The organism is Pseudomonas sp. LD120, assembly GCF_009861525.1.
Classification (GTDB): domain Bacteria; phylum Pseudomonadota; class Gammaproteobacteria; order Pseudomonadales; family Pseudomonadaceae; genus Aquipseudomonas.
The window spans coordinates 976,723-1,002,811 of sequence record NZ_WVHL01000005.1 but is presented as its reverse complement, the minus strand read 5'-3'; the positions used below and the strand labels follow the sequence as shown (position 1 = coordinate 1,002,811).

The 26,089-nt window shown below is 63.6% G+C and carries 24 protein-coding genes and 1 pseudogene; 17 read left to right on the top strand and 8 right to left on the bottom strand.

Translation table 11 applies throughout. The annotated features are described in order from the left end of the window. The first annotated feature begins 119 nt into the window (after positions 1-119). The 3 genes from PLD_RS18855 to PLD_RS18845 are packed head-to-tail and all read left to right on the top strand — an operon-like array spanning position 120 to position 3,729. Positions 120-1,685, top strand: a complete 1,566-nt coding sequence (locus tag PLD_RS18855) for an ABC transporter ATP-binding protein (RefSeq protein WP_159895362.1) — start codon at positions 120-122, stop codon at positions 1,683-1,685. Positions 1,686-1,696: 11 nt separating this feature from the next. Next, on the top strand, positions 1,697-2,803 hold the full coding sequence (locus tag PLD_RS18850; RefSeq protein WP_159895360.1) for an ABC transporter permease: 1,107 nt from the start codon (positions 1,697-1,699) through the stop codon (positions 2,801-2,803). Beyond that, a complete protein-coding gene (locus PLD_RS18845) occupies positions 2,803-3,729 on the top strand; it encodes an ABC transporter permease (protein ID WP_159895358.1) in 927 nt (308 codons plus the stop codon). Before PLD_RS18850 ends, PLD_RS18845 begins: the two co-directional genes overlap by 1 nt. 27 nt (positions 3,730-3,756) lie before the next feature. On the opposite strand, the gene PLD_RS18840 is transcribed toward PLD_RS18845, so the two are convergent. Then, on the bottom strand, positions 3,757-4,200 hold the full coding sequence (locus tag PLD_RS18840; protein WP_159895356.1) for a hypothetical protein: 444 nt from the start codon (positions 4,198-4,200) through the stop codon (positions 3,757-3,759). Positions 4,201-4,282: 82 nt separating this feature from the next. On the opposite strand from PLD_RS18840, the gene PLD_RS18835 reads away from it, so the two are divergent. From PLD_RS18835 to PLD_RS18825, 3 genes are all read left to right on the top strand, one after another. Further along, a complete protein-coding gene (locus PLD_RS18835) occupies positions 4,283-4,633 on the top strand; it encodes a MerR family transcriptional regulator (protein ID WP_159895354.1) in 351 nt (116 codons plus the stop codon). Between the two features lie 25 nt (positions 4,634-4,658). Next, complete coding sequence (locus PLD_RS18830) at positions 4,659-5,342, top strand: SDR family oxidoreductase (RefSeq protein WP_159895352.1); 684 nt, start codon at positions 4,659-4,661, stop codon at positions 5,340-5,342. Positions 5,343-5,585: 243 nt separating this feature from the next. Further along, on the top strand, positions 5,586-6,944 hold the full coding sequence (locus PLD_RS18825) for an 8-oxoguanine deaminase (RefSeq protein ID WP_159895350.1): 1,359 nt from the start codon (positions 5,586-5,588) through the stop codon (positions 6,942-6,944). 49 nt (positions 6,945-6,993) lie between these two features. Here the strand turns inward: PLD_RS18825 and PLD_RS18820 are convergent, their stop codons facing one another. Next, positions 6,994-8,082, bottom strand: coding sequence for a calcium:proton antiporter (locus PLD_RS18820; RefSeq protein ID WP_159895348.1), 1,089 nt, complete (start codon positions 8,080-8,082; stop codon positions 6,994-6,996). A gap of 323 nt (positions 8,083-8,405) precedes the next feature. On the opposite strand from PLD_RS18820, the gene PLD_RS18815 reads away from it, so the two are divergent. From PLD_RS18815 to PLD_RS18805, 3 genes are all read left to right on the top strand, one after another. Beyond that, positions 8,406-9,485, top strand: a complete 1,080-nt coding sequence (locus PLD_RS18815) for a BMP family ABC transporter substrate-binding protein (protein ID WP_159895346.1) — start codon at positions 8,406-8,408, stop codon at positions 9,483-9,485. A gap of 208 nt (positions 9,486-9,693) precedes the next feature. Then, positions 9,694-10,659, top strand: a complete 966-nt coding sequence (locus PLD_RS18810; RefSeq protein WP_159895344.1) for a 2-oxoglutarate and iron-dependent oxygenase domain-containing protein — start codon at positions 9,694-9,696, stop codon at positions 10,657-10,659. Positions 10,660-10,837: 178 nt separating this feature from the next. Beyond that, a complete protein-coding gene (locus PLD_RS18805) occupies positions 10,838-11,791 on the top strand; it encodes an adenosine deaminase (protein ID WP_016966700.1) in 954 nt (317 codons plus the stop codon). Between the two features lie 78 nt (positions 11,792-11,869). Here PLD_RS18805 and PLD_RS18800 read toward each other — a convergent pair whose 3' ends face one another. Together PLD_RS18800 and PLD_RS18795 are read right to left on the bottom strand one after the other, a co-directional pair. Continuing rightward, entirely contained in the window at positions 11,870-13,246 is a 1,377-nt protein-coding gene (locus tag PLD_RS18800; protein WP_159895342.1) for an MFS transporter, read from the bottom strand. A gap of 139 nt (positions 13,247-13,385) precedes the next feature. Continuing rightward, a complete protein-coding gene (locus PLD_RS18795; protein WP_159895340.1) occupies positions 13,386-14,297 on the bottom strand; it encodes a LysR family transcriptional regulator in 912 nt (303 codons plus the stop codon). 118 nt (positions 14,298-14,415) lie between these two features. Between PLD_RS18795 and PLD_RS18790 the strand changes: the two genes are divergently transcribed. The 3 genes from PLD_RS18790 to PLD_RS30475 all read left to right on the top strand — a co-directional run bounded on the left by PLD_RS18790 (position 14,416) and on the right by PLD_RS30475 (position 16,074). After that, entirely contained in the window at positions 14,416-14,709 is a 294-nt protein-coding gene (locus PLD_RS18790; RefSeq protein WP_159895338.1) for a putative quinol monooxygenase, read from the top strand. 31 nt (positions 14,710-14,740) lie between these two features. After that, on the top strand, positions 14,741-15,754 hold the full coding sequence (locus PLD_RS18785; protein ID WP_159895336.1) for a zinc-binding alcohol dehydrogenase family protein: 1,014 nt from the start codon (positions 14,741-14,743) through the stop codon (positions 15,752-15,754). 143 nt (positions 15,755-15,897) lie between these two features. Beyond that, on the top strand, positions 15,898-16,074 hold the full coding sequence (locus PLD_RS30475; RefSeq protein WP_178116188.1) for a hypothetical protein: 177 nt from the start codon (positions 15,898-15,900) through the stop codon (positions 16,072-16,074). A 1-nt stretch (position 16,075) separates the two neighbouring features. On the opposite strand, the gene PLD_RS18780 is transcribed toward PLD_RS30475, so the two are convergent. Next, a complete protein-coding gene (locus tag PLD_RS18780; protein WP_159895334.1) occupies positions 16,076-17,272 on the bottom strand; it encodes a multidrug effflux MFS transporter in 1,197 nt (398 codons plus the stop codon). A 92-nt stretch (positions 17,273-17,364) separates the two neighbouring features. Next, complete coding sequence (locus PLD_RS18775) at positions 17,365-17,562, bottom strand: heavy-metal-associated domain-containing protein (protein WP_159895332.1); 198 nt, start codon at positions 17,560-17,562, stop codon at positions 17,365-17,367. A gap of 145 nt (positions 17,563-17,707) precedes the next feature. On the opposite strand from PLD_RS18775, the gene PLD_RS18770 reads away from it, so the two are divergent. The 3 genes from PLD_RS18770 (at position 17,708) to cueR (ending at position 21,040) form a co-directional block, all read left to right on the top strand. Then, a complete protein-coding gene (locus PLD_RS18770) occupies positions 17,708-18,091 on the top strand; it encodes a hypothetical protein (RefSeq protein ID WP_159895330.1) in 384 nt (127 codons plus the stop codon). Positions 18,092-18,242: 151 nt separating this feature from the next. Continuing rightward, positions 18,243-20,639, top strand: coding sequence for a heavy metal translocating P-type ATPase (locus tag PLD_RS18765; RefSeq protein WP_159895328.1), 2,397 nt, complete (start codon positions 18,243-18,245; stop codon positions 20,637-20,639). Further along, the gene (cueR, locus tag PLD_RS18760; RefSeq protein ID WP_159895326.1) at positions 20,636-21,040 is read left to right on the top strand and encodes a Cu(I)-responsive transcriptional regulator; all 405 of its coding nucleotides are present in this window, start codon (positions 20,636-20,638) and stop codon (positions 21,038-21,040) included. Before PLD_RS18765 ends, cueR begins: the two co-directional genes overlap by 4 nt. 274 nt (positions 21,041-21,314) lie before the next feature. On the opposite strand, the gene PLD_RS18755 is transcribed toward cueR, so the two are convergent. Next, on the bottom strand, positions 21,315-22,211 hold the full coding sequence (locus PLD_RS18755) for a PA4780 family RIO1-like protein kinase (RefSeq protein ID WP_159895324.1): 897 nt from the start codon (positions 22,209-22,211) through the stop codon (positions 21,315-21,317). A gap of 456 nt (positions 22,212-22,667) precedes the next feature. On the opposite strand from PLD_RS18755, the pseudogene PLD_RS31260 reads away from it, so the two are divergent. Further along, positions 22,668-23,756: pseudogene (locus PLD_RS31260) on the top strand (sensor histidine kinase); the annotation flags it as partial. A 90-nt stretch (positions 23,757-23,846) separates the two neighbouring features. Then, positions 23,847-24,614: a methyl-accepting chemotaxis protein gene (locus tag PLD_RS31255; RefSeq protein WP_371929097.1), complete on the top strand. Its 768-nt coding sequence runs from the start codon at positions 23,847-23,849 to the stop codon at positions 24,612-24,614. 115 nt (positions 24,615-24,729) lie between these two features. On the opposite strand, the gene PLD_RS18745 is transcribed toward PLD_RS31255, so the two are convergent. Beyond that, on the bottom strand, positions 24,730-26,007 hold the full coding sequence (locus PLD_RS18745; RefSeq protein WP_159895320.1) for an acetyl-CoA C-acetyltransferase: 1,278 nt from the start codon (positions 26,005-26,007) through the stop codon (positions 24,730-24,732). Positions 26,008-26,089 lie beyond the last annotated feature (82 nt).

Below are 26,089 nucleotides of genomic sequence, written 5' to 3'. Positions count from 1 at the left end.
CGACCCGCTGCGCCGCGGACCGCTCAAGAGCCGCGCCCATGCGGCGCCGTGCTTTTCCTGACTCACTGGCCAGGAAATTGCTTTATCCACAGGCACAACTCCACGCACCCGAGCCTGTCATGCCAAATCCCGCTATGCCCACCGGGCAAATACCGCGCCTGCAACTGCGCAACATCAGCAAACGCTACCCCGGTTGCCTGGCCAACGACGCCATCGACCTGTGCATCGCCCCCGGAGAAATCCAGGCCCTGCTGGGGGAAAACGGTGCCGGTAAAAGCACCTTGATGAAAATCATCTACGGTGTGATCCAAGCCGATTCGGGGGAACTGATCTGGCAAGGCCAACGCCAATTGATGAGCAACTCGGCCCAGGCACGCCGTCTGGGGATCGGCATGGTGTTCCAGCACTTCTCGCTGTTCGAAACCCTCAGCGTGGCGCAGAACATTGCCCTGGCCCTGGGTCCGGCGGCCGGTACGCCGAGCCAGTTGGCAAGCAAAATCGACCAAGTGTCCCAACGCTATGGCATGGCCCTGGAACCGCAACGGCTGGTGCACAGTTTGTCGATTGGCGAGCGTCAGCGGGTCGAGATCGTGCGCTGTCTGATGCAAGACATCCGCCTGTTGATCCTCGACGAGCCCACCTCGGTGCTGACCCCGCACGAAGCCCAAGAGCTGTTCGTCACCCTGCGCCGGCTGGCCGACGAGGGGTGCAGCATCCTGTTCATCAGCCACAAGCTCGCCGAGGTCCGCGCCCTGTGCCATAGCGCCACCGTTCTGCGTGGCGGACGCGTGGCCGGGCATTGCCAACCAGCGCATTGCTCGGACCGGGAACTGGCGCACCTGATGGTGGGTGATGCGGCGGCGCAAATTACCGACTACCCAAAGGCCAAGGGCGGCGATGATTGCCTGCGGATCAGCGGCCTTAGCTGGCACAACCCCGATCCCTTCGGCTGCTCCCTCAAGGCCATTGATTTGAACCTGCGCCGCGGCGAGATCCTGGGCATCGCCGGGGTCGCCGGCAATGGTCAGGACGAGCTGTTGGCGCTGCTCAGCGGAGAACAATGCCTGCCCCGCAGCCAAGCCGAACGCATCTGTGTTGCCGGCCAGGCGATCGGCCATTTGCGCCCCGATGCCCGGCGCCAGCGTGGATTAGCCTTGGTTCCGGCCGAACGCCTGGGGCACGGCGCAGTGCCGGAATTGAGCCTGGAAGACAACACCCTGCTCAGCGCCTTTCAACAAGGATTGATACGCCACGGCCTGATTCAACGGCGCAAAGTGCGGGCCCTGACCGAACAGATCATCCAGCGCTTCGGGGTCAAGACCGGCGACGCCCAGAGCCCGGCCCGCAGTCTGTCCGGTGGCAATCTACAAAAATTCATCCTCGGCCGCGAGATTCTCCAGCAGCCACGCTTACTGGTGGCCGCGCATCCGACCTGGGGCGTGGATGTCGGTGCCGCAGCCACCATTCACCAAGCGCTGATTGCCCTGCGCGATGCCGGCGCAGCGATCCTGGTGATCTCCGAAGACCTGGATGAACTGTTCCAGATCAGTGATCGCATCGCCGCGCTGTGTAGCGGTCGGCTCTCGGCGCCCAAAGCCTGCGCCGACAGCTCATTGATCGAAGTCGGTGGCTGGATGGCCGGCCATTTCGACGACGCCCCCTCTGCCACTGCCTTATCGGTTTAACGGAGTCATCCATGTTGCTTTCACTCGAACCCCGCGGCCGGCAATCACGCCTGATGCTCTGGTGCTCGCCGCTTTTGGCCGCGTTGCTGACCCTAGGCTGCGGCGCCCTGCTGTTCACGGCCCTGGGACACGATCCGCTGCTGACCTTGCACACCTTGTTGATCGCCCCGGTCAGCGACCTGTATGGCGTCTCGGAATGGCTGGTCAAAGCGCTGCCGATTTTGCTCTGCGCCCTGGGCCTGGCGGTGGCCTACCAGGCACGCGTCTGGAACATCGGCGCCGAAGGCCAGTTATTGCTCGGAGCCTTGGCCGGCAGCGCTCTGGCGGTACACCTCATCGACCTGCAAAGTCGCTGGGCGCTGGTGCCGATCCTACTCACCGGGACCCTGGCCGGGGCCGCCTGGGCCGGGCTCACCGCCTGGCTGCGCACGCGCTTCAACGCCAATGAAATCCTCACCAGCATCATGCTCAACTACATCGCCCTGAACCTGCTGCTGTACTGCGTCCATGGACCGCTGAAGGACCCCGCCGGATTCAACTTTCCTGAATCTGCGATGTTCGGCGACGCCAGCCGCCTGCCACTGCTGATGGACGATGGCCGGGTCCACGTCGGGGTGTATTTCGCCCTGCTGGCCCTGGTAGCGGTCTGGGTACTGCTGCAGAAAAGCTTTGTCGGTTTCCAGATCAAGGTGCTGGGCCTGGACTCGCGCGCCGCGGGTTTCGTCGGCTTTCGCCAGAGTCGCCTGATCTGGCTGGCGCTGTTGATCAGCGGCGCCCTGGCAGGCCTGGCCGGGGTCTGCGAAGTCGCCGGCCCCATCGGCCAGCTGGTGCCGCAAGTCTCCCCCGGCTACGGCTATGCGGCGATCACCGTGGCCTTTCTTGGACGCTTGAACCCCATCGGCATCCTGTTCTCCAGCCTGCTCATGGCCCTGCTGTACATCGGTGGCGAAAGCGCGCAGATGAGCCTCAACCTGCCCCAGGCCATCACCCAGTTGTTCCAGGGCATGATGCTGTTCTTCCTCCTGGCCTGTGACGTACTGATTCTCTATCGGCCGCGCCTGAACCTGCGCTGGGCGCGCCGCGACTCGACCGCCACCGCTAGTGCTGGAGCCCTGTGATGGATATTGATCTGCTGAGCAATATTCTCTACGCCATGGTGCGCTGCGGTACGCCCCTGCTGCTGGTGGCCCTGGGAGAGTTGATCTGTGAAAAAAGCGGTGTTCTCAACCTCGGCCAGGAAGGCATGATGCTGTTCGGCGCGGTGATAGGTTTTATCGTCGCCCTCAACAGCGGCCATTTGTGGCTTGGCGTGCTGCTGGCCATGGCGGCGGGCATGCTGCTCTCGGCGCTGTTCGCCCTGGTGGCCCTGGTGTTCAACGCCAATCAGGTGGCCACCGGCCTGGCCCTGACTATTTTTGGCGTGGGGTTGTCGAGCTTTGTCGGAGCCGCCTGGGTCGGCAAGCCACTGGCCGGGTTCGAGCCGCTGGCGCTGCCATTGCTCAGCGACATCCCCCTGATCGGCCGCATGCTGTTTGCCCAGGACCTGCTGGTGTACTTGTCTTTCGCGCTGTTCGCCCTGGTGGCCTGGGTGATCCTCAAGAGCCGGGTCGGGCTGATCATCCAGGCCGTCGGTGAAAACCCCGATGCCGCCAGCGCCATGGGCCTGCCGGTGCTGCGAGTGCGCACGCTCGCGGTACTGTTCGGCGGCGCCATGGCCGGACTGGCGGGCGCTTACCTGTCCCTGGCTTATACGCCGATGTGGGCCGAGAACATGAGCGCCGGCCGCGGCTGGATCGCCCTGGCCCTGGTGGTGTTCGCCAGCTGGCGCGTGTGGCGACTGTTGCTTGGGGCCTACCTGTTCGGCCTGGCCAGCATCCTGCACCTGGTGGCCCAGGGCCTGGGACTGGCAATACCGTCCAACCTGCTGGCGATGCTGCCTTATGCCGCCACCATCCTGGTGCTGGTGCTGCTGTCCCGGGACGCCTTGCGCACTCGGCTGTATGCCCCAGTGTCCCTAGGCCAGCCGTGGCAGGCCGGGCATTAGCCAAGGACCCGTTCCCGGCAACCGCTCCTACCGCGCTGCGCTAGGAGCCGGCTTGCCGGACAAGCCCTCCCCCGCAATACCCCGGACCGGCAGCAACTGCGCCACGCACCACGTCAGCTCGAAAAACACAGTTACCCCGATCAACGCCGTTGCGCCATGCAACAAGGCATAAACCTGCCAGCTGGCAAACAGGATGCGCCCCACCGCGTCATAACGACCAAACGCCTGCTGCGGGTCGCGAATCCGCAGCACCGCCCACACGCAGACAATCGAGCCCATGAGGTTGGCCATCAGCAAGTGCATGGGCTCGAACGGCGGCAAGCTCCCTGGCAAGTGCAAGGCCAGAGCCATGTCCTGCAGCAACCCACGCAGGGCCATGAAACTCCAGGGGGTGACAAACGCCAGGGTCACCAGCAAGTCATACCAGCCACTGGCCCGGACCAGGGTTCGATACTGCTTGGTCGTCCACATAGATACCGCTCCATTGATTCAAGGAGCGCGCAGGCTAAAGCCTGGAGTATGCTCCAGGGTCAAGCCCTTTCGAGCCCCTTGCATGCGTATTGGAGAACGGGCCCAAGCCTGCGCCGTCAGCCGCGACACCCTGCGCTTCTATGAGCTGCGCGGGTTGATCACGTCTCAACGCAGCGCCAACGGCTATCGCCACTATCCAGCGGAGATGGTCCAATTGGTGCTCTATATAAAAACCGCGCAACGCCTGGGCTTCAGCCTCGGGGAGATCGGCAGCAGCGTCGGCACCCTGTGGCAGAGCGCCGCCCCGGACCAAGCCGTGACCCGGCTCCTGCAAGACAAGTTGACCCTGATCGAAACCCGCATCAACGAACTGGACCTCCTGCGCCAGGAGCTGCAACTTCGGCTCGGGCAAGCCTGTCCATTGAATCCGTGATCTTCACTTATCAAGGAACCTCATCATGTCCACCGCAAAAACCGCATTGATCATCGGCGCCTCTCGCGGCCTTGGCCTCGGCCTGGTGCAGCGTCTGCTGGAAGATGGCTGGCAGGTCACCGCCACCGTCCGCAACCCGCACAAGGCCGAGGCCCTGCAAGCCCTGGGCAAGGTGCAGATCGAACAACTGGACATGGACGATCAACAAGCGGTGATCGCCCTGAGCCAGAAACTCAAGGATCAGGTGTTCGACCTGCTGTTCGTCAACGCCGGGGTCAAGGGTCCGGACAACCAACTGCCGGGCCATGCCACTCTGGCGGAAGTCGGCCAACTGTTTTTCACCAATGCGGTGGCGCCGATCAACCTGGCCCAGCGCTTTGCCGGGCAGATCCGCAAGGACAGCGGCGTGCTGGCCTTCATGAGTTCAGTACTGGGCAGCGTGACCATGCCCGACGCCCCGGAGCTGGCGCTGTACAAAGCCAGCAAGGCCGCCCTGAACTCCATGACCAACACCTTTGTGACCCAGCTGGAACACAAGCTCACCGTGCTGTCGCTGCACCCGGGCTGGGTAAAAACCGACATGGGCGGCGAAGGCGCCGACATCGACGTGCAAACCAGCACCCGCGGGCTGATCGCTCAAGTCAACGCCTATGCCGGCAAGGGCGGACATCATTTTGTGAACTACAAGGGCGAAACCATTCCCTGGTAAGCGGACAATCTGTGTAGCCGCCGCAGGCTGCGATCGAGTACGAGGTACTCGCCAACGTTACCGGGGCGGCGCGCCCAGGCGCATCCTGCGCAGGCAACGACACAAAGCACTGAGCAGACACTTTGTCGCCCGGCAGATCTTTCGCTAGACTGCGCACCTCGCCCCTTGCGGCGACCCTGGATCAGCAGACAGGGCAACACTGAGCTGGCTAACCTGAACCCACTTTCAGAGGAGCCGGCCACCATGCCTGCGATCCGTACCTGGTTACAAAATCCCCTGGCCATCTTCACCGGCAACGCCCTCGACGCCCGTGGTGGCCTGGTTGTGCAAGACGGCCTGATCGTTGAAGTGCTGGGCCTCGGCCAGCAACCTTCAAGCCCCTGCCAGCAAGTCTTCGATGCCCGCGAGCACGTCGTGCTGCCGGGCCTGATCAACACCCACCATCACTTCTACCAAACCCTGACCCGGGCCTGGGCGCCGGTGGTCAACCAGCCGCTGTTCCCCTGGCTCAAGACCCTGTACCCGGTCTGGGCGCGGCTGACCCCGGAAAAACTCGCCCTGGCCACCAAAGTGGCGCTGGCCGAACTGCTGCTCTCCGGTTGCACCACCGCAGCTGACCATCACTACCTGTTCCCCGACGGCCTGGAAAACGCCATCGACGTACAAGTCGAAAGCGTGCGTGAACTGGGCATGCGCGCCATGCTCACCCGCGGCTCAATGAGCCTTGGCGAAAAGGACGGCGGCCTGCCACCGCAACAGACCGTGCAGGAAGGGCAGGTGATTCTCGACGACAGTCAGCGCCTGATTCACCAGTACCACGAGCGTGGCGACGGCGCGCAGATCCAGATCGCCCTGGCGCCCTGCTCGCCATTCTCGGTGACCCCGGAAATCATGTCGGCCAGCGCCGAAATGGCCGAAACCCTGGATGTGCGCCTGCACACCCACTTGGCGGAAACCCTGGATGAAGAAGACTTCTGCCTGCAGCGTTTCGGCCTGCGCACCGTGGACTACCTGGACAGCGTCGGCTGGCTTGGTCCGCGCACCTGGCTGGCCCACGGCATCCACTTCAATCCGGACGAAATCGCCCGCCTGGGCGCCGCCGGCACCGGCATTTGCCACTGCCCGAGTTCCAACATGCGCCTGGCTTCAGGTATCTGTCCGACCCTGGAACTGACCGACGCCGGCGCGCCCCTGGGCTTGGGCGTGGACGGTTCGGCATCCAACGACGCCTCGAACATGATCCTCGAAGCGCGCCAGGCGCTGTACCTGCAGCGCCTGCGCTACGGCGCCGAGAAAATCACCCCGGAATTGGTCCTGGGCTGGGCCACCCGCGGTTCGGCGCAGTTGCTGGGGCGTACGGACCTCGGCGAACTGGCAGTGGGCAAACAAGCCGACCTGGCCTTGTTCAAACTCGATGAACTGCGTTTCTCCGGCAGTCACGATCCGCTGTCGGCGTTGCTGTTGTGCGGTGCCGACCGGGCCGACCGAGTGATGGTGGGTGGCCTGTGGCGGGTGATCGACGGGCAAGTACAAGGACTGGATCTCAAGGGCCTGATTGCTGATCACCGGCAGGCGGCACAGCAATTGATCAGCGGCGCCTGATCGATCAGCTTGGCCGGCAAGCGTCTACAGCCGCTTGCCGGTGCAGCGGTTACAGCCCCAACAACGACAACATGATGAAGGTGGCAAACAGCACAAAGTGCGTCATGCCCTCGATGGCATTGGTCTCACCGTCATTGAGGTTGATCGCACTGACGATCAAGGTAATCAACACCATCACCGTCTGCACCGGCGTCATGGCCATCTGAAACGGCTGGCCGGTGTAGAGCGCCATTGCCTCCATCACCGGCACCGTCAGGATCACTGTCGACAGCGACGCCCCCAACGCCACGTTGACCACCGACTGCATGCGATTGGCCAGAGCCGCGCGCAAGGCGGTGAGAATCTCTGGCGCCGCGGAAATCGCCGCCACCAGAATCGCCGTGATCACCGGTGGTGCGCCCGTGCCTTCCAGGCCCAGGTCAAGGGTCTTGGACATCACTTCGGCCAGGGCGCCGATCACCACCACACCGAACACCAGGACGCTGATGCTCCAGGCCAGGTTGATGGCGTGTGGCTGTTCCTGGGCCTTTTTAGCACGGCGCTTTTCCGGGTAGCTGTAGCTGAAGAAGTAGCTGTGGGGCCCGACCTGCATGCGCAGGAACAGGGTATAGAGCACCACCATCGCGCCAATGGTGAAGGCCGAGTAGACCTTCCAGTCGGCCTCGGGGATGAACTCCGGCACCACCATCGACACGCCCATGGCGGTGAGGATCATCACGCTGTAGGTGCGCGCCGAATCGTCGTTGTAGGGCTGTTCGCCATGCTTGATGCCGCCCATCAGTGCCGCCAGGCCGAGGATGCCGTTGATGTCCAGCATCACCGCCGAATAGATGGTGTCGCGCACCAGGGTCGGCGAGGCTTCGTTGCTCATCATGATGGCCAGGATCACCACCTCCACCAGCACCGCGGCCAGGGTCAGGATCATGGTGCCGTAGGGGTCGCCGACCTTTTCCGCCAGCCGTTCGGCGTGATGGGCGACGCGCATCGAGGCGATGACGATAAAGCCGATCATCACCAACCCGGCCATCAGGGCGATGCCTTGGCCACTATTGAGCAACAGGTGTTCCAGGGGATAGGCGGCCACGGCAGCCAGCAGCGCAAGCAGCAGAAACTGTTCTTGCTTGAGGGAAGTGAACATTGCAGTCCTTTGACGAGAGTAAAAATCAGTACAGGAGATAAATGGAAGACTGCCATGAGTCACTAACGTTTCGTTACATGTTAGTGCACCAGCCTCAGGCACCGCGCACCGGGATGAACCCTGAGGGCGCATTCGCCGGCCAGCCGGTATCTACATCCGCGCCTCGCAGAAGCCGGCTTGCCAGCGAAAAGCGCGCCCCAACCCCCCATGGCAACCGCCTCGCCGGCGCAACGCCCATCATTGTTGTCCTGTTGGTCAGCTATTTGCATTGGCCTCCAGCGTTTGCCGCCCGCCACCCTCACAACAAGATGGAGCTCCCATTCATGCATACACGCCCGTTGCACAAACTGCTCTGCGCCCTGGCCGCCGTCGGCCTGAGTGCCAGCCTCACCGCCAGCGCCGCCGATCCACTGAAGGTCGGTTTCGTCTACATCGGCCCCATCGGCGACCACGGCTGGACCTATCAGCATGAGCAGGGACGCAAGGTCCTGGCGCAACAGTTCGGCGACCGGATCAAGACCCACTACGTGGAAAACGTCGCTGAGGGGGCCGATGCCGAGCGGGTCATCCGCAACATGGCCAAGGACAGCTACGACCTGATCTTCACCACCTCCTTCGGCTACATGAACCCCACCCTGAAAGTTGCCAGGCAGTTCACCAAGGTGACCTTCGAGCACGCCACCGGCTACAAACAGGCCAAGAACCTCGGCACCTACCTGGCCCGCACTTACGAAGGGCGCTACGTCGGCGGTTTCCTCGCGGCGAAGATGACCAAGAGCAAGAAGATCGGCTACGTCGCCTCGTTCCCGATCCCGGAAGTCATCCGCGACATCAATGCCATCCAGCTGGCCCTGAACAAGTACAACCCGGGTACCGAGATCAAGGTGGTGTGGGTCAATTCCTGGTTCGACCCGGGCAAGGAAGCCGACGCCGCCAACGCCCTGATCGACCAAGGCGTTGACGTGATCTTCCAGCACACCGATAGCCCGGCACCGATCCAGGTCGCAGAGCGCCGTGGTGTCTACGCGGTGGGCTACGCCTCGGACATGGCGCACTTCGGCCCCAAGGCAGTGCTGACCTCCATCGTCAACAACTGGGCGCCGCACTACATCCAGGCCACCCAAGGAGTGCTCGACCACAGCTGGAAATCCCAGGACTACTGGGGCGGCCTGAAAGAGGGTACGGTTGAGCTGCCCCTCAGCGACTTGCTGCCGGCCCCGGTGAAAGCCGAGGCCGAGCAGATCATCGCCAGCATCAAGAGCGGCAAGTTCCACCCGTTCACCGGCCCGATCAAGGACCAGGCCGGGGTCGAAAAAATCGCCGCGGGGGTCAGCGCCAACAATGCCGAACTGGCCTCGATGAACTACTACGTCGAAGGCCTGCAGGCAGACCTCCCCCACTAGGCTGTGTACGAAAAGTTTTGAGACGAAGGTCAGGCAAGGCGAAAACAGTCGAGGATGCGGAGTTTACGGGTTGTAAATGAGCATTCCGAGACCGTTTTCAACGTAGCATCACCGAGTATCAAGGCTTTTCGTGCAAAGCCTAACTCGGTAACCGCTGCCGACGCGTCCGGCAGCGGCTAAAGATCGCCAACCGGATGGGAGCCTTTTCATGAATCAACTGCCGATCATCGATATCAGCCCGCTGTATCAGAAGGCCCAGCCAGGCTGGGACAGTGTCGCCAAGCAGATCGACCGAGCCTGCCGCGAGTGGGGTTTCTTCTACATCAAGGGCCATCCGATCAGCGCCCAACGCATCGAGCAATTGCTGGCCACCGCCAAGCACTTCTTCGCCCTGCCCAGCGCCGAAAAACTCAAGATCGACATCACCCAGAGCCGCCACCATCGCGGCTACGGCGCCATTGCCACCGAGCAGTTGGACCCCCGCAAGCCCAGCGACCTCAAGGAAACCTTCGACATGGGCCTGCACCTGCCGGCCGAGCATCCCGAGGTATTGGCGGACAAGCCCCTGCGCGGGCCCAACCGCCACCCGCACCTGCCCGGCTGGCAGGCCCTGATGGAGCAGCACTACCAGGACATGCAGGCCCTGGCCCAGACCCTGCTACGGGCCATGACCCTGGCCCTGGGCATCGAGCGCGACTTCTTCGACCGCCGCTTCCACGACCCGGTCAGCGTGCTGCGCCTGATCCACTACCCGCCACGCCACACCGCCAGCAGCGCAGAACAGCAAGGCGCCGGTGCCCATACCGACTATGGCTGCATCACCCTGCTCTACCAGGACGCCGCCGGCGGCCTGCAGGTGCGCAATGTCCAGGGGCAGTGGATCGATGCACCGCCCATCGACGGCACCTTCGTGGTCAACCTCGGCGACATGATGGCGCGCTGGAGCAACGACCGTTACCTGTCGACCCCGCACCGGGTCATCAGCCCGTTGGGGGTGGACCGCTACTCGATGCCGTTCTTCGCCGAGCCGCACCCGGACACCCGCATCGAATGCCTGCCCGGCTGCCAGGACGCCGCGCATCCAGCCAAATATCCGCCGACCACCTGCGCCGAGTTCCTGCTGTCGCGCTTTGCCGACACTTACGCCTATCGCCGCGAGCTGGAGCAGGCCTGATCGCCCATTCGGTCAGGTTTTGCCGAACAATGGCGCCGCCGGATGTAGAATGGCGGCTTTTTCGGGCCCGGTGAAAACCTGGCGATCGCCGTAACCGCGGCCCGTTCCCCAGAGAAGGGCACGGCCCCGGTAACGCATCACTCTCGCAGCGCCCACCTGCACCTGATGAGACCACACCATGTATGACTGGCTGAACGCCTTGCCCAAGGCCGAATTGCACCTGCACCTGGAAGGTTCCCTGGAACCGGAACTGCTGTTCGCCCTAGCCGAACGTAACAAGATCGCCCTGCCCTGGAGCGACGTCGAGACCCTGCGCAAGGCCTACGCCTTCAACAACCTGCAAGAGTTCCTCGACCTGTATTACCAGGGTGCGGACGTGCTGCGTACCTCCCAAGACTTCTACGACCTGACCTGGGCCTACCTGCTGCGCTGCAAAGAGCAGAACGTGATCCACACCGAGCCGTTCTTCGATCCGCAGACCCACACCGACCGTGGCATCCCGTTCGAAGTGGTGCTCAACGGCATCGCCGCCGCGCTCAAGGACGGCGAGCAGCAACTGGGCATCACCAGTGGCCTGATCCTCAGCTTTTTGCGCCACTTGAGCGAAGAAGAAGCACAGAAAACCCTCGACCAGGCGCTGCCGTTTCGCGATGCGTTCGTTGCCGTAGGCCTGGACAGCTCAGAAATGGGCCACCCGCCGAGCAAGTTCCAGCGCGTATTCGACCGTGCGCGCAGCGAAGGCTTCCTGACCGTCGCCCATGCCGGCGAGGAAGGCCCGCCGGAGTACATCTGGGAAGCCCTGGACCTGTTGAAGATCCAGCGCATCGACCACGGCGTGCGCGCATTCGAGGACGAGCGGCTGATGCAGCGAATCATCGACGAGCAGATCCCGCTGACCGTGTGCCCGCTGTCCAACACCAAGCTCTGTGTGTTCGACCACATGTCCCAGCACAACATCCTGCAAATGCTTGAGCGCGGAGTGAAGGTCACGGTCAACTCCGATGACCCGGCGTACTTCGGTGGCTACGTCACCGAGAACTTCCACGCCCTGTACACCGACCTGGGGATGACCCAGGACCAGGCCCGGCGCCTGGCGCAGAACAGCCTGGATGCGCGGCTGGTCAAGCCGTAACGCCCTGGACCGGCCAGCCGGCTCCCACCCGAACCTGTGGGGGCCGGCTGGTCGGCGAAGCTCCAGCGCCTCTTTCTGTCAGCGCCCCGCCTCGCTCAACGCCTCTAGCGTCTTGCCCCGGGTCTCCATCCCGAACACCCACACCACCACCGCCGCAATCACAAAACACGCCGCCCCCAAGGCGAACACCCCGCCCTGCCCGGTGATGGGAAACACCAGCCCGGTCACCAAAGGCCCCAGCAGCGATCCGATCCGGCCAACGGCCGATGCAAAGCCTGAGCCCGTGGCCCGGGCCGACGTCGGGTACAGCTCCGGGGTGTAGGTGTAGAGCACTGCCCACATACCGAACAGAAAGAACTGCATCAACAGGCCAGTGCCGATCAATAGGCTGACATTGCCGCCAAACACCGCACTCTGGCCGTAGAAAAAAGCCATGATCCCACCGCCGAGCAAGGTAACGATGCACACGGGCTTGCGCCCCCAGCGCTCCACCAGCCAGGCGGCCATGAGGAAGCCGGGAATCCCGCCCAGGGAAATCAGCACCGTGTAGTACACCGACTGGGTCACGGCAAAACCCGACTGCTGCAACAACGCGCTGAGCCACGAAGTCAGCCCGTAGAAACCCAGCAGGGCAAAGAACCACAGGCTCCAGATCATCATCGTGCGTTGCCGGTACAGCGGTGACCAGATCTGTTTCAGCGCGCAGAAGAAGTGCCCCGGCACACTGTCGATGCGTGGCAGGCGCACCGGCTCCGGCAACTGCGCCGTGCCCAGGGAAGCCCGTACCTTGTTCTCGATGTCACCCAGCACGCGGTCCGCATCGGCATGACGCCCAGCCTGCTCCAGCCAGCGTGGCGACTCGGGAATGAAGAAGCGGATCACCAGCACGAACACCGCCGGAATCGCCAGCACCAGGAAGATGTCCCGCCAGCCGATCAGCGGCAACAGAAAGTACGACAGCACCCCGGCAGCGACGAAACCCAGGGGCCAGAAGCCGTCCATCAAAGCGATGTAGCGCCCACGGCGCTGCGCCGGAATCATCTCCGAGAGCATCGATTGGGCGATGGGAAACTCCATGCCCATGCCGATCCCCAGCAGCACCCGGAACAGGGTCAGGCTGTCCACGCTCTGGGCGGTGGAACACAGGTAACTGGCCAGGCCCCAGAGCACGATGCTCCACTGGAACACCGGCTTGCGCCCGAAGCGGTCGGCCAGCAGGCCCGACAGTGAGGCGCCCAGAACCATGCCAAAGAAGCTCGAACTGGCCAGCAGCCCAGCCTGGGCCGAGCTCAGGCCGAACTCGGCTTTGATCGAGCCCAAGAGGAAAGTCATCATCGCCAGGTCCATGGAGTCGAAGAAAAACGCCAGGGCAATGATGATGAAAATCAGCCGGTGATAACCGCTGATGGGTAGCCGTTCCAGGCGCTCTGCAGCGCTGTATCCCTGTATTCCCATACCCGTTCCCCCGGTGCAATGCTTGACCGTTGGAGTGTGCGGGATCGAGGCCGGGGCTGATTGCCGAGGGCGACCTGTTCGCGTCCGCCAGCGACGCCGGGCGGGGCCCATCGGCAAACGCAGCGCCGCCTGGCCGCCCCTATAGCGGGCGCTGGGCGATGATCTGGGCGCAGCGGGCCTGAAGCAGATCGCGCAGCAGTTTCACCGGCTTGCTCAAGTGCGCCCGATGGGTGCACAGCAGGTTCAGCGACGCGCCTTCGCAGCGCAGCTCCGGCAGCAGTATCTGCAGGCGACCGGCGAGTACATCGCCGGCCACGTCCAGCCAGGACTTGTAGGCAATCCCCTCGCCGGCCACGGCCCAGCGCCGCACCACATCGGCATCGTCGCTCAAGCGGTCGCCGCTGACGGTCAGGCTCACCTCGCGCTTGCCGTCAAAAAAGCTCCAGAGGTCATGCGCCCGGCTGTCGAGCATGTAAAGCAGGCAGTTGTGCTGGGCCAGTTGCTCCAACTGGCGCGGCTCGCCGTGCCGCGCCAGGTAGCGGGGAGCGGCGCACAGCACCCGGCGGTTGTCTGGGGCCACTGGCAAGGCCACCAGACTGGAGTCTTCCGGCTCGCCGTAACGCAGGGCGATATCCACCGGCTGGCGGAACAGGTCGGCAATCCGGTCCCCCAGCAGCAGGCGCACACTGAGCTTGGGGTAGGCACGCTGAAACTCGTCGAGCCAGGGCAGCAGCAGGTTGCGGCCAAAGTCCGAAGGCGCGGACAGTTGCAATACGCCGCTGACCTGATCCTGCCCACTGGCCAACAAGCGCCGCCCTTCCTCCAGATTACTCAACGCGGCGCGGGCGTACTCGAGAAAGCCCTCGCCCTCGGCGGTCAGGCGCAGGCTGCGGGTCGAGCGGGCCAGCAGACGCGCGCCCAGGTGTTCTTCAATGCGCTTGAGGGCGGCGCTGGCCACCGCCGGCGACAGGTCCATGACCCGGGCCGCCGCCGACAGGCTGCCCAGGTCCGCGGCACGCACAAACAACTGCAGGTCATCGAATCGCAGCACGGGTCGCCCCTGGATTATCAAAAAAATATTGAAAGAGACTGCTCTTTTAGCGGGTTTTATCTTCAGGGGAAATAGCCAATGATCGGCCCCATCGCCTGACTCCCCTGAGGAAAGCCCCATGTCCCAAGCCTTTACCGCGATTGCGACGCTGATTGCCAAGCCCCAGCAGCAAGACGTTCTCAAGCGCGAACTCAGCGCCCTGGTCCCGCCCAGCCGCGCCGAAGCCGGCTGCCAGTCCTACGAGCTGCATGAGGACGCCGCGCAACCGGGCACTTTCTATGTGCTGGAACGCTGGGACGATGAAGCGGCCCTGGAATTTCACAACCACACCGCGCACTTCCAACACTTCATCGCCCAGACCCGCGAAGCGATCGAGCACTTCGAGCTCAAGCGCCTGCAACTGATCGTCTGACCCTTCTTTCTCCCCACATCAGGAATTCACCATGAAAGCCATCGCCTATTACGCCTCCCTGCCGATCGACGACCACCAGTCCCTGCAGGACATCGAACTGCCCGAGCCAGTCGCCGGCCCTCGCGACCTGCTGGTGGAAGTCAGAGCCATCTCGGTCAACCCGGTGGACACCAAGGTGCGCCAGAACGTGCAGCCCGAAGACGGCGCGGCCAAGGTACTGGGCTGGGACGTGGCCGGTGTGGTCAAGGCCGTGGGCAGCGAGGTCAGCCTGTTCAAGGTCGGCGACCGGGTGTTCTATGCCGGCTCCATCGCTCGGGCCGGGGGCAACAGCCAACTGCACACGGTGGATGAACGGATTGTCGGCCACATGCCCAAGAGCCTGGGCTTTGCCGAAGCGGCCGCCCTGCCACTGACCGCGATCACCGCTTGGGAACTGTTGTTCGAGCGCCTGCAAATCCGGCAAGACACCGGCGACCAGGGCCAGAGCCTGCTGATTGTCGGGGCCGCCGGCGGCGTCGGTTCGATCCTCACACAACTGGCGCGCCAACTCACCGGGCTCAAGGTGATTGGCAGCGCCTCCCGCGAAAAGACCCAAGCCTGGGTCCGCGAACTGGGGGCCCATGCGGTGGTGGATCACAGCCTGCCATTGAGCACCGAACTCAAGCGCATTGGCATCGATCAAATCACCCACGTCGCCAGCCTGACCCAGACCGATGCGCACCTCGATGAGCTGGTGGCAGCCCTCGCGCCCCAGGGCAAGCTGGCCTTGATCGACGATCCGAAAAGCCTCGACGTGACCAAGCTCAAGCGCAAGAGCCTGTCGCTGCACTGGGAGTTCATGTACACCCGTTCGCTGTTCGAGACCGCCGACATGCAGGAACAGCACGTGCTGCTCAACAAGGTCGCCGATCTGATCGACGCCGGCACGCTGAAGACCACCGTGGGTGAACATTTCGGCCAGATCAACGCCGCCAACCTGCGCCGTGCCCATGCTCTGCTGGAGAGTGGCAAGGCCAAGGGCAAGATCGTTCTGGAAGGTTTCTAAGGCCACGACAGACGGCGACCAGCGCTCCTCAAAACGCGCTGGTGGTCATCAATCAGAGAGTTGATTTCGGTCATATTTCTGACCGTATTCAGGTCTACACTGCCCCCCTTGCACCGCACTCTTTTAGCGTTAGGAGGTCAGCAATGAAGATCCTGATAAAAGAATTGGCAACCCCACAAGGCCCTCAATGGCAGGTACGCCTCGACCAACATGGCGTGACCTTTCGCAGCGAGGCCGAGGCCCGAGCCTTCGCCCAGACCTTGCAAGCGCGCTTGCAGGCTCCGCACCAGATCCCCCAAGATCAACGCGCCGCTGGCTGACTCAGAGCTCGGCGGCCTTCAGCGCCCGGGCATTCTGCAAACGCCGGGTCATGACCGCCATGCTCACCGCCAGCACACCGCACAGGCTGATGACCATGGCCATCGGCATGGCGCTGCCATCGTGCAACACACCGACCAAATACGCCGCGCCCGCAGCCACGCTGAACTGCAGGCAGCCGAGCATGGCCGAGGCGCTGCCGGCCCGCGCGCCCTGACCGTTCATGGCACAGGCGGCTGCGTTGGGAATGATGCAACCCAAGCTGGCGATGCACACAAACAGCGGCAACAGCAGCGGCCATAGCGCGCGAGTATGCAAGGCGCTGACCGCCAGCAAGGTCAACCCGGCCGCCAGGTAGATCCACACGGTGCGGGCCAGTAAAAAGGCCGGGCCGCGCTTGGCCAACAGCCGCGCATTGATCTGCGCGACCAGAATGAAACCACCGGCATTGATCCCGAAGAACCAGCCGAAGTGCTCCGCCGGCACGTCGTAAAGCTTGATAAAGACAAAAGGTGAACCGGCGATGTAAGAGAACATCCCGGCGATGGCGATACCGCCGGTCAAGGCATGACCGAGGAACACCCGGTCCGCCAGCAGCAAACCGTATTGGCGAAACGCCCCTGACAACGGCAAGCGCGGGCGATTGGCCGGCATGCTTTCCGGCAGGCCCAGAGCAACCGCCACCCCCGACAGGGCGCTGAACACGGTAAGCATGATGAAGATCGATTGCCAACCGTAGAGGTTGACCAGCAACCCGCCCAACATCGGTGCCAGGATCGGCGCCAACCCCATCACCAGCATCAGTTGCGAGAACACCTTGGCCGACCCCACCGCATCGCATTTGTCACTGACCACCGCACGGGAAATCACCATCCCGGCGCAGCCGCCCAGGGCCTGGACGAAGCGCGCCCCAATCAGCCAGTCAAGATCGGGGGCGTAGGCACAGGCCAGCGAGGCCAGGGTGAACAGCCCCACCCCCACCAGCAGCGGCAGGCGCCGCCCAAAACGATCAGCCACCGGACCATAAGCCAGTTGGCCAATGGACAAACCAAGGAAGTAGGCCGCCAGGGTCAGTTGAACGTGCTTTTCATCGGTGCCGAAGGCCAGGGCCATCGACGGAAATGCCGGCAAATAAAAATCGATGGCCAAAGGACCGAAGGCGCTCAAGGCGCCGAGAATCAAGATTGTGCGCAGGTTCATAGCATCCAAGCGAGCGTGGGTCAGCGGTCGCACAGTTTAGCCGCGCTTGGACGCCTTGAACATTCCGATAGGTCGCTAACTATTAAAAAGGCTCACGCGAGCTGCACGGCGTAGCCTTCCTCGCTGATCAGGCCGATCACTTCATCGTTGCTCAGGCAACTCTCCACCGCCACTTCCTTGGCCGCCAGATCAACCTGCACCGTAGCCGCCGGGTCCTTGCCTTGCAGCACCTGAGTAATGGCCCGCACGCAGTGGCCGCAGGACATGCCTTGAACCTTGAATACTTGCATCACGCTTCTCCTGTATTGGGACAGATGAAGTCTTGTCCTTGCCACCGTGGCAAGGTCAAGTCTCGGATTGATCTGCCGGGCTGGAAATCGGCGTCGCGCTCCGCCAAGCTGCACGTCTTACGACATCACAGCAGGAGATTCAGCCATGCGCTGGTCAACTTTCAGCTTCGTGGGCCTCCTTGGCCTGTTCGCAGCAGCGCCTCCGGCCATGGCCGCCGGGGAAGATTACGGCGTGCTGATCATTTCCAGGGAGCGCCTGGAAGTCGCCACCTCCTGTGAAATCGGCCTGTACGTTCAAGACCAGTTGGTGGGCCGCCTGTTCCAGGAGCAGAGCACCTCTTTCAACCTGCCGCCGGGCAAAGTCTCCCTGCGCTTGAAACTGCTGCCGGGCCAGGCTCCGGGCTGCAATCCTGGCATGCTCGCCCCGGGTTCCCAGGACATCAGCGTGCGGGCCGGCGACGTGCTGAAGTACCGCATCGCCATGAACGCCTCGGGCATGTACCTCAAGCCCACCACCCTGGGATACTGACGCCCCGCGTGCTGCACGCCCGGCACCCGAGCTCGTCAGGCGTGCAACGCGCAGGCCCTGGGACAAAATGAAGCACCCGGGCAATGCCCCCTTGACCTTGCCCGCGTGGCAAGGTTGATCCTGTAGGCAATATTTACAGGGAGTGTCAGTCATGCCTGAATCAACCACCCTCGACTTGCCGATTGCCGGCATGACCTGCGCCAGCTGCGCCGGTCGCGTGGAACGTGCCCTGGGCAAAGTCGCCGGCACAGGTGCCGTCAGCGTCAACCTAGCCACGGAACAGGCCCGGGTTCAAGCCTCGAAAGACAGCCTGCCCGCCTTGCTCGAAGCAGTGCAGAACGCCGGCTACAGCGTCCCGGTGCAATCCATCGAACTGGCCATCGGCGGCATGACTTGCGCCACCTGTGCCGGTCGCGTCGAACGCGCCTTGAACAAGGTCCCCGGAGTGCTCGGCGCCAGCGTCAACCTGGCCACCGAACGCGCCCACCTCGAACTGCTGGGGCAGATCGACCCGGCACTGCTGATCGACGCCGTGACTCAGGCCGGCTACTCCGCCAGCCTGTGGCAGGCCGAGCAGAATCATGCCGACGATCCGCAACAGCATCTGACCCGCGAACGCTGGAGCCTGATCCTGGCCATCCTTCTGGCCCTGCCCCTGGTGCTGCCGATGCTGGTGCAACCCTTTGGCCTGCACTGGATGCTCCCGGCCTGGGCCCAGTTCGCCCTGGCCACTCCAGTGCAATTCATCTTCGGTGCGCGCTTCTATGTGGCGGCCTGGAAAGCCGTGCGCGCCGGCAGCGGCAACATGGACCTGCTGGTGGCCCTGGGCACCAGCGCCGGCTATGGCCTGAGCCTGTATGAATGGGCCACAGCCGCCGCCGGCAGCATGCCGCACTTGTACTTCGAAGCCTCGGCGGTGGTGATCGCCTTGGTACTGCTGGGCAAATACCTGGAAAGCCGCGCCAAGCGCCAGACCGCCAGCGCCATCCGCGCCCTGGAAGCCCTGCGCCCGGAGCGGGCAATCCAGGTCGTCGATGGGCGCGAACAGGAAGTCGCCATCAGCGCCCTACGCCTGGGCGACCTGGTGCTGGTCAAGCCCGGCGAGCGCTTTCCGGTGGACGGCGACGTCATCGAAGGCCAGAGCCATGCCGACGAAGCGCTGATCAGCGGTGAAAGCCTGCCGGTGCCCAAGCAGCCCGGGGATAAAGTCACCGGCGGCGCCATCAACGGCGAAGGCCGCCTGCTGGTGCGCACCCTGGCCCTCGGCGCGGAAACCGTGCTGGCACGGATCATTCGCCTGGTGGAAGACGCCCAGGCCGGCAAGGCACCGATCCAGAAGTTGGTGGACAAGGTCAGCCAGGTGTTCGTACCCACCGTGCTGGTGCTGGCGCTGATCACCCTGGTGAGCTGGTGGCTGTATGGCGCCCCCTTGGAAACCGCAGTGATCAATGCGGTGGCCGTGCTGGTGATCGCCTGCCCTTGCGCCCTGGGCCTGGCCACCCCCACCGCGATCATGGCCGGCACCGGCGTGGCCGCCCGCCACGGCATCCTGATCAAGGACGCCGAAGCCCTGGAACGAGCCCACGAAGTCAGCTCGGTGGTCTTCGACAAGACCGGCACCCTGACTTCCGGCACGCCGCGCATCGCCCACATGCAGGCCCTGGAGGGCGACGACAACAGCGTGCTGCAACTGGCCGGCGCCCTGCAACGCGGCAGTGAGCACCCCCTGGCCAAGGCGGTGCTGGACCTGTGCCAGGAACGCCAACTGCCAGTGGCCGATGTCAGCGCCAGCCAGTCCCTCACCGGACGCGGCATCGCCGGCACCCTGAACGGCCGCCAACTGGCCCTGGGCAACCGCCGCCTGCTGGAAGAAAGCGGCCTGACCCCGGGCAGCCTGGCCCAGGCAGCCACGGACTGGGAACACCAGGGCCGGACCCTGTCCTGGCTGATCGAACAGAGCCCGCAATCCCGGGTGCTGGGCCTGTTCGCCTTTGGCGACACACTCAAGCCCGGCGCCCTGCAAGCGGTGCGGCAACTTCGCGCACGTAACATCAGCAGCCACCTGCTGACCGGCGACAACCGTGGCAGCGCCAAGGTCGTGGCCGACGCCCTGGGCATTGATGACGTGCACGCCGAAGTGTTGCCGTCAGACAAGGCCGCCACTGTCACCGAGCTGAAAAAGAGCGGCGTGGTGGCCATGGTTGGCGATGGCATCAACGACGCCCCGGCCCTGGCAGCGGCAGACATTGGCATCGCCATGGGCACAGGCACCGACGTGGCCATGCACGCGGCGGGCATCACCCTGATGCGCGGCGATCCACGGCTGATCCCCGCAGCCCTGGAGATCAGCCGCAAGACCTACGCGAAGATTCGTCAAAACCTGTTCTGGGCCTTTGCCTACAACCTGGTAGGCATTCCCCTGGCAGCGTTCGGCCTGCTCAACCCGGTGCTGGCCGGCGCGGCCATGGCCCTGTCCAGCGTCAGCGTGGTGAGCAATGCGCTGCTGTTGAAAACCTGGAAACCCAAAGACTTGGAGAACGACGAATGAACATCGGTCAAGCAGCCCGAAAGAGCGGTCTGAGCGCCAAGATGATCCGTTACTACGAATCCACCGGTCTGCTCAAGCCGGCCCATCGCAGCGACAGCGGCTATCGCCTGTACGGCGACGAAGACCTGCACAGCCTGGCCTTCATCAAGCGCTCCCGGGACCTGGGGTTTTCCCTGGAAGAAGTGGGCAAGCTGCTGACCCTATGGCAGGACCGGCAACGGGCCAGCGCCGATGTGAAGGCCCTGGCGCGCCAGCACATCGATGAGCTCAACCAGAAGATCCGCGAACTGGCCGGGCTGCGCGACACCCTGCAGGACCTGGTGGAGCACTGCCACGGCGACCAGCGCCCAGATTGTCCGATCCTCAAGGAACTGGCTTCGGGCAGTTGTTGCGGGTCCTGAGTGTTTGCAAGAAGCGATCTCTGTAGCCGCTGCCGAGCCCTGGCGAGGCTGCGAAAAGGCCGACAGGGCCTTGCTTGTCGATCCCTTGCAAAACCTCAGCGCCCTCAAGGTCCTCGCGGCCCTTCGAGCCGTGCGCAGCCTGCGGCAGCGGCAGCGGCAGCGGCAGCGGCAGCGGCTACAAGGTGCCAGGTGCCAGGTGCCAGGTGCCAGGTGCCAGGTGCCAGGTAGTTTGCAGGAATAAAAAATCCGGCCAAGGCCGGATTTTTCTATGCCTTCACTGCATCCAGGGCGGAGGCGGTGGTTCTTCGGATTTGCCTGGCGGCGCATCGTCCGCCGCCCGCACTGCCTGCCGGCGCTCCTCGTCGAGACGTGCCGCTTCAATCTCGCGGATCACGCTGCCAACATCCGCCAGTTCTTCGGGGTCGTCGAACTCACCGGTCAGCACACTGCCCGGATGCAAGGTGCCGGCCTCGTACAAGGCCCACATTTCCTTGGCATAACGGGTGCGCTTGAGCTCCGGGGCAAAACGCCCGAAGTAGGACGCCATGTTGCCCACGTCCCGCTCCAGCATGCTGAACGCGTGGTTGTTGCCCGCCGCATCCACCGCCTGGGGCAGGTCGATGATCACCGGACCATCCGGCGTCAGCAGCACGTTGAACTCGGACAAGTCGCCGTGCACCAGACCGGTACACAGCATCAGCACGATTTGGGCAATCAGGAAGGCGTGATACTCACGGGCCTGATCAGGCTCCAGCACCACATCGTTCAGACGCGGTGCCGCGTCGCCGTACTCGTCGGCCACCAGCTCCATGAGCAGTACGCCTTCAAGAAAGTCGAACGGTTTGGGCACCCGCACCCCAGCATTGGCCAGACGGAACAACGCCGCCACTTCCGCGTTTTGCCAGGCGTCCTCGGTTTCCTTGCGCCCGAACTTGGACCCCTTGGCCATTGCCCGCGCCTGACGGCTGTTGCGAACCTTGCGCCCCTCTTGATACTCCGCCGCCTGACGGAAACTGCGTTTGTTCGCCTCCTTGTAGACCTTGGCACAGCGTAGTTCGTTGCCGCAGCGCACCACATACACAGCTGCCTCTTTACCACTCATGAGTGGGCGCAGCACCTCGTCTACCAGACCGTCTTCGATCAGCGGTTCAATGCGTTTTGGAGTCTTCATCAGCTTTTATTGTGGGTCCCTTGTTACCAAACACGCGAAAGTCTCTCGTTATACGGCAATCCTCCCACCACGGGAAAGGGCTGCCGACCACCGAACGACAGCAATGCACGCGATGTGTCAGGCCAGTCCCTGGACAGTGGCCAAGATCATAGCCGAGCGTCGGCCCGGCGATGCCTTGGGAGCTGAGCGCAATTGCCGCCACCCGACGAGCACCATCAGGCGCCCTGAGGCAGTTTTTTTTGCTCGACGACTCAATATTCCGCCGCGCTAGCCGAAGCCATTAGAGACAACAGGAATTTGTCTGACAATCCAATAAAAACGTCAGCCGCCGCCAAGGTTCGATCGCCGCCTGTTCGACCTCATGCTCCGGGACTGTAATCAGCACCACTTTTCAACCTGCCCATCAATCCGCGAGTCGCCTGCACATCGTGGTCTTACAAGAAACCTGGAGCGCGGATGAATATCAAACAGAAACTCACCTGGGCCTTTGCCGTCATCGCCTGCTTGCCAGTGGTACTGGTCGCCACGCTGGTGGTGATGAACCTGCGCAGCGATGCTGAAGACGCCTTCGTCGACAGCAGCGGCCGCGAGATACGCCAAGTAGCCAATGCCATGCAGTTGTTCTTCGAAGGCATCAGCCAGAACATCGATTACCTGGCGGCGCAACCTTTGGTTACCCAGGCCGGCGACAACCTCAAGACCTGGATGACCGCCGATGCGGCGAAGGCCCCGGAAGGCGAGCTGGACAAAAAAATCTTCGACATGTTCGCCGCCATGGCCGCCAGCCACCCCGCTTATTCCTATGTGTCCTATGGCGTGAGCAACGGCGGTTACGTCTCCTGGCCCGCCGACCTGAAGCTGGCCAACTACGACCCCCGCGTACGCCCCTGGTACAAAACAGCCCTGGCCAACCCGGGCAAAACCCTGCGCACCGAGGCCTATTACTGGGCCAGCGACGATGCGGTGCTGGTCAGCACGGTGCGCTCCCTGGCCAACCAGTTGGGGCCTCAAGGCGGTGTGGTCGCGGTCGACGTATCGCTCAAGCAACTCACCGAGATCGTCAAGCAGATCAAGCTGGGCGAATCCGGCTACCTGATGCTGATGGAAAACAACGGCACGGTGCTGGTGGACCCCAAGCAACCGGAACATAACTTCAAGGCCCTGGGCAGCCTCGGCGACGGTTACGCGCAACTGGCCAAGACCGGCAAGGGCCTGGTGCAAGTGGAGCTGGGTGGCGAACGCTACATGGCCAACGTCTGGCCTTCGGAGCAGCTGGGCTGGACCTTCATCGGCCTGATCAAGCAAAGCGAAGTCATGGACTCGGCGACCCAACTGACCTGGATCATCGCGGTCATCGCCGCAGTTCTGGCCCTGCTGTTCGCGGTAGTCGGTGCAAGTTTCGCCACGCTGATCGTGCGGCCGATCCGCGGCGTCGCCAGCGGCCTGGAGGGCATTGCCCAGGGTGAGGGCGACCTGACCCGCAGCCTGAGCATCCGCGGCAACGATGAAACCGCGCAGTTGGCCAACTGGTTCAACCAGTTCCTCGCGGCGATCCGCAGCCTGATCCAGCACATTGGCCAGGCCGCGCAGAAGATCCTCGCCACGTCCCACTCCTCCACCCAGGTTTCCAGCGACATGGCCGAAGCCGCTGGCCGCCAACGCGAAGCGGTGGACATGGTGTCTACTGCGTTCCACGAAATGGTCGCCACCGCCAACGAAGTGGCCCGCTCCTGCAGCCAGGCCGCCGAGTCGGCTGACAGTGGCCAGCGCCAAGCCCGGGAAGGCCAGCAGCAGATCGACGACGCGGTAAACAGCGTCGACCGCCTGAGCCAGGAGATCGAGCAGTCGGCGCAATCGATGCAGCAGCTGGAACGCGACAGCAACGATATTCAGTCGATCCTCGGCACCATCCGTTCCATTGCCGAACAGACCAACCTGCTGGCCCTCAACGCCGCCATCGAGGCGGCCCGGGCCGGTGAGCAAGGACGCGGGTTTGCCGTGGTGGCCGATGAAGTCCGCGCCCTGGCCAAGCGTACTGCCGACTCCACCGCCGAGATCGACGGACTGCTGGGCAACCTGGCCAAGCGCACCAGCGCCGTGACCCAACAGATGCATGCCAGCCTGGAAGTGTCCCAGCAGTCGGTGAACCGCATCGGCCTGGCGCGCAACAGCTTCGGGCAAATTCGTGAATCGGTGGACGTGATCCGCGACATGAACACCCAGATCGCCACTGCCGCCGAGGAGCAGCATCAGGTAGCGGAAGACATTAACCGCCACATCAGCCAGATCCATGGCGATGCGCAGTTGGTGGAAGAACTGGCGAACTCGGCTCGCCTGGACTCCCAGAGCCTGGCAGGGCTGTCCAACGAACTGGACAGTCTGGTACGGCGCTTCAAGACCTGAGCCTCAGCCTGGCGGGGGCCCCCACCGGACCGCCTCATAGCGCCAATGGCCGCCCCACTCCTGCGCACCGCTCGCGGGAATGGCGCGGCGAGGTCCTCTAGGGCCCCTCGCCAGATCAGCGTTCGATGATCGCCGTTACCCCCTGCCCGCCGGCGGCGCAAATCGAGATCAAGCCACGCCCCTGCCCGGCCACACTGAGCAACTTAGCCAGGTTGGCGACAATGCGCCCGCCGGTGGCGGCAAAGGGATGCCCCGCCGCCAAGGAGCTGCCTTTGACGTTGAGGCGGGTGCGGTCGATGCCGCCCAAGGGTGCATCCAGGTCCAGGCGGGTCTTGCAGTAATCGGCGTCTTCCCATGCCTTGAGGGTGCACAGCACCTGGGCGGCAAAGGCTTCGTGGATCTCGTAATAGTCAAAGTCCTGCAGGCTCAGGCCGTTGCGCGCCAGCAGACGCGGCACCGCGTACACCGGTGCCATCAGCAAACCTTCGGCTCCGTTGACGAAGTCCACCGCCGCCGCCTCACCATCGCGCAGATAAGCAAGGATCGGCAGGCCACGCTCCTGGGCCCACTGCTCGCTGCCCAGCAGCACCAGGGACGCGCCATCGGTCAATGGCGTCGAGTTGCCCGCGGTGAGGGTGCCTGCGGCGCTGCGGTCAAAGGCTGGTTTGAGGCTGGCGAGCTTTTCCAGGGTCAGATCAGGGCGCAAGTTGTTGTCCCGGGTCAGGCCGAGGAAAGGCGTGAGCAGGTCGTCGTGCCAACCTTCGGCATAGGCGGCGGCCATTTTTTGATGACTCTCCAGGGCCAGTTGATCCTGCTCGTCACGGGGGATGCTCCAGGTCTTGGCCATCACCTCACAATGCTCGCCCATGGACAGCCCCGTGCGCGGTTCACCGTTGCGCGGCAGTTGCGGCTTGAGGTGATGAGGCCGCAACTGCAACAGGATCTTCAGCTTGTCGCCGGTGCTCTTGGCGCGGTTGGCCTGCAGCAGGATCTGGCGCAGCCCCTCGTTGATCCCGATCGGCGCATCCGAGGTGGTATCGACGCCGCCGGCAATGCCACAGTCGATCTGCCCCAGGGCAATCTTGTTGGCCACCAGCAACGCCGCTTCCAGGCCGGTGCCGCAGGCTTGCTGGATGTCGTAGGCCGGGGTAGCGGGCGACAGTCGCGAGCCCAGCACGCATTCGCGGGTCAGGTTGAAGTCACGCGAATGCTTGAGTACCGCCCCCGCCGCCACTTCGCCAAGCCGCAGGCCATGCAGGTTGTAACGCTCGATCAGGCCCTCAAGGGCGGCGGTGAGCATCGCCTGGTTGCTGGCGGTGGCATAGGGGCCATTGGAGCGGGCAAAAGGGATGCGGTTACCGCCGATAATCGCAACGCGACGTAGCTGTGTCATGGAAAGCTCCCTATTGTTTAAGTGCGACATCAGCGATGTAGGTCCTCCTCCAGCATAGGAGACGGGTTGCCGACCGAACGAC

What these genes read in the sequence shown, in the direction of transcription:
- PLD_RS18850 (WP_159895360.1), top strand. Translation starts at nt 1,697, where the DNA reads ATGTTGCTTTCACTCGAACCCCGCGGCCGGCAATCACGCCTGATGCTC.
- PLD_RS18840 (WP_159895356.1), bottom strand. Translation starts at nt 4,200, where the DNA reads ATGTGGACGACCAAGCAGTATCGAACCCTGGTCCGGGCCAGTGGCTGG.
- PLD_RS18805 (WP_016966700.1), top strand. Translation starts at nt 10,838, where the DNA reads ATGTATGACTGGCTGAACGCCTTGCCCAAGGCCGAATTGCACCTGCAC.
- PLD_RS18830 (WP_159895352.1), top strand. Translation starts at nt 4,659, where the DNA reads ATGTCCACCGCAAAAACCGCATTGATCATCGGCGCCTCTCGCGGCCTT.
- PLD_RS30475 (WP_178116188.1), top strand. Translation starts at nt 15,898, where the DNA reads ATGAAGATCCTGATAAAAGAATTGGCAACCCCACAAGGCCCTCAATGG.
- PLD_RS18810 (WP_159895344.1), top strand. Translation starts at nt 9,694, where the DNA reads ATGAATCAACTGCCGATCATCGATATCAGCCCGCTGTATCAGAAGGCC.
- PLD_RS18825 (WP_159895350.1), top strand. Translation starts at nt 5,586, where the DNA reads ATGCCTGCGATCCGTACCTGGTTACAAAATCCCCTGGCCATCTTCACC.
- PLD_RS31255 (WP_371929097.1), top strand. Translation starts at nt 23,847, where the DNA reads ATGGCCGAAGCCGCTGGCCGCCAACGCGAAGCGGTGGACATGGTGTCT.
- PLD_RS18785 (WP_159895336.1), top strand. Translation starts at nt 14,741, where the DNA reads ATGAAAGCCATCGCCTATTACGCCTCCCTGCCGATCGACGACCACCAG.
- PLD_RS18755 (WP_159895324.1), bottom strand. Translation starts at nt 22,211, where the DNA reads ATGAAGACTCCAAAACGCATTGAACCGCTGATCGAAGACGGTCTGGTA.
- cueR (WP_159895326.1), top strand. Translation starts at nt 20,636, where the DNA reads ATGAACATCGGTCAAGCAGCCCGAAAGAGCGGTCTGAGCGCCAAGATG.
- PLD_RS18815 (WP_159895346.1), top strand. Translation starts at nt 8,406, where the DNA reads ATGCATACACGCCCGTTGCACAAACTGCTCTGCGCCCTGGCCGCCGTC.
- PLD_RS18775 (WP_159895332.1), bottom strand. Translation starts at nt 17,562, where the DNA reads ATGCAAGTATTCAAGGTTCAAGGCATGTCCTGCGGCCACTGCGTGCGG.
- PLD_RS18790 (WP_159895338.1), top strand. Translation starts at nt 14,416, where the DNA reads ATGTCCCAAGCCTTTACCGCGATTGCGACGCTGATTGCCAAGCCCCAG.
- PLD_RS18835 (WP_159895354.1), top strand. Translation starts at nt 4,283, where the DNA reads ATGCGTATTGGAGAACGGGCCCAAGCCTGCGCCGTCAGCCGCGACACC.
- PLD_RS18745 (WP_159895320.1), bottom strand. Translation starts at nt 26,007, where the DNA reads ATGACACAGCTACGTCGCGTTGCGATTATCGGCGGTAACCGCATCCCT.
- PLD_RS18845 (WP_159895358.1), top strand. Translation starts at nt 2,803, where the DNA reads ATGGATATTGATCTGCTGAGCAATATTCTCTACGCCATGGTGCGCTGC.
- PLD_RS18800 (WP_159895342.1), bottom strand. Translation starts at nt 13,246, where the DNA reads ATGGGAATACAGGGATACAGCGCTGCAGAGCGCCTGGAACGGCTACCC.
- PLD_RS18820 (WP_159895348.1), bottom strand. Translation starts at nt 8,082, where the DNA reads ATGTTCACTTCCCTCAAGCAAGAACAGTTTCTGCTGCTTGCGCTGCTG.
- PLD_RS18765 (WP_159895328.1), top strand. Translation starts at nt 18,243, where the DNA reads ATGCCTGAATCAACCACCCTCGACTTGCCGATTGCCGGCATGACCTGC.
- PLD_RS18780 (WP_159895334.1), bottom strand. Translation starts at nt 17,272, where the DNA reads ATGAACCTGCGCACAATCTTGATTCTCGGCGCCTTGAGCGCCTTCGGT.
- PLD_RS18855 (WP_159895362.1), top strand. Translation starts at nt 120, where the DNA reads ATGCCAAATCCCGCTATGCCCACCGGGCAAATACCGCGCCTGCAACTG.
- PLD_RS18770 (WP_159895330.1), top strand. Translation starts at nt 17,708, where the DNA reads ATGCGCTGGTCAACTTTCAGCTTCGTGGGCCTCCTTGGCCTGTTCGCA.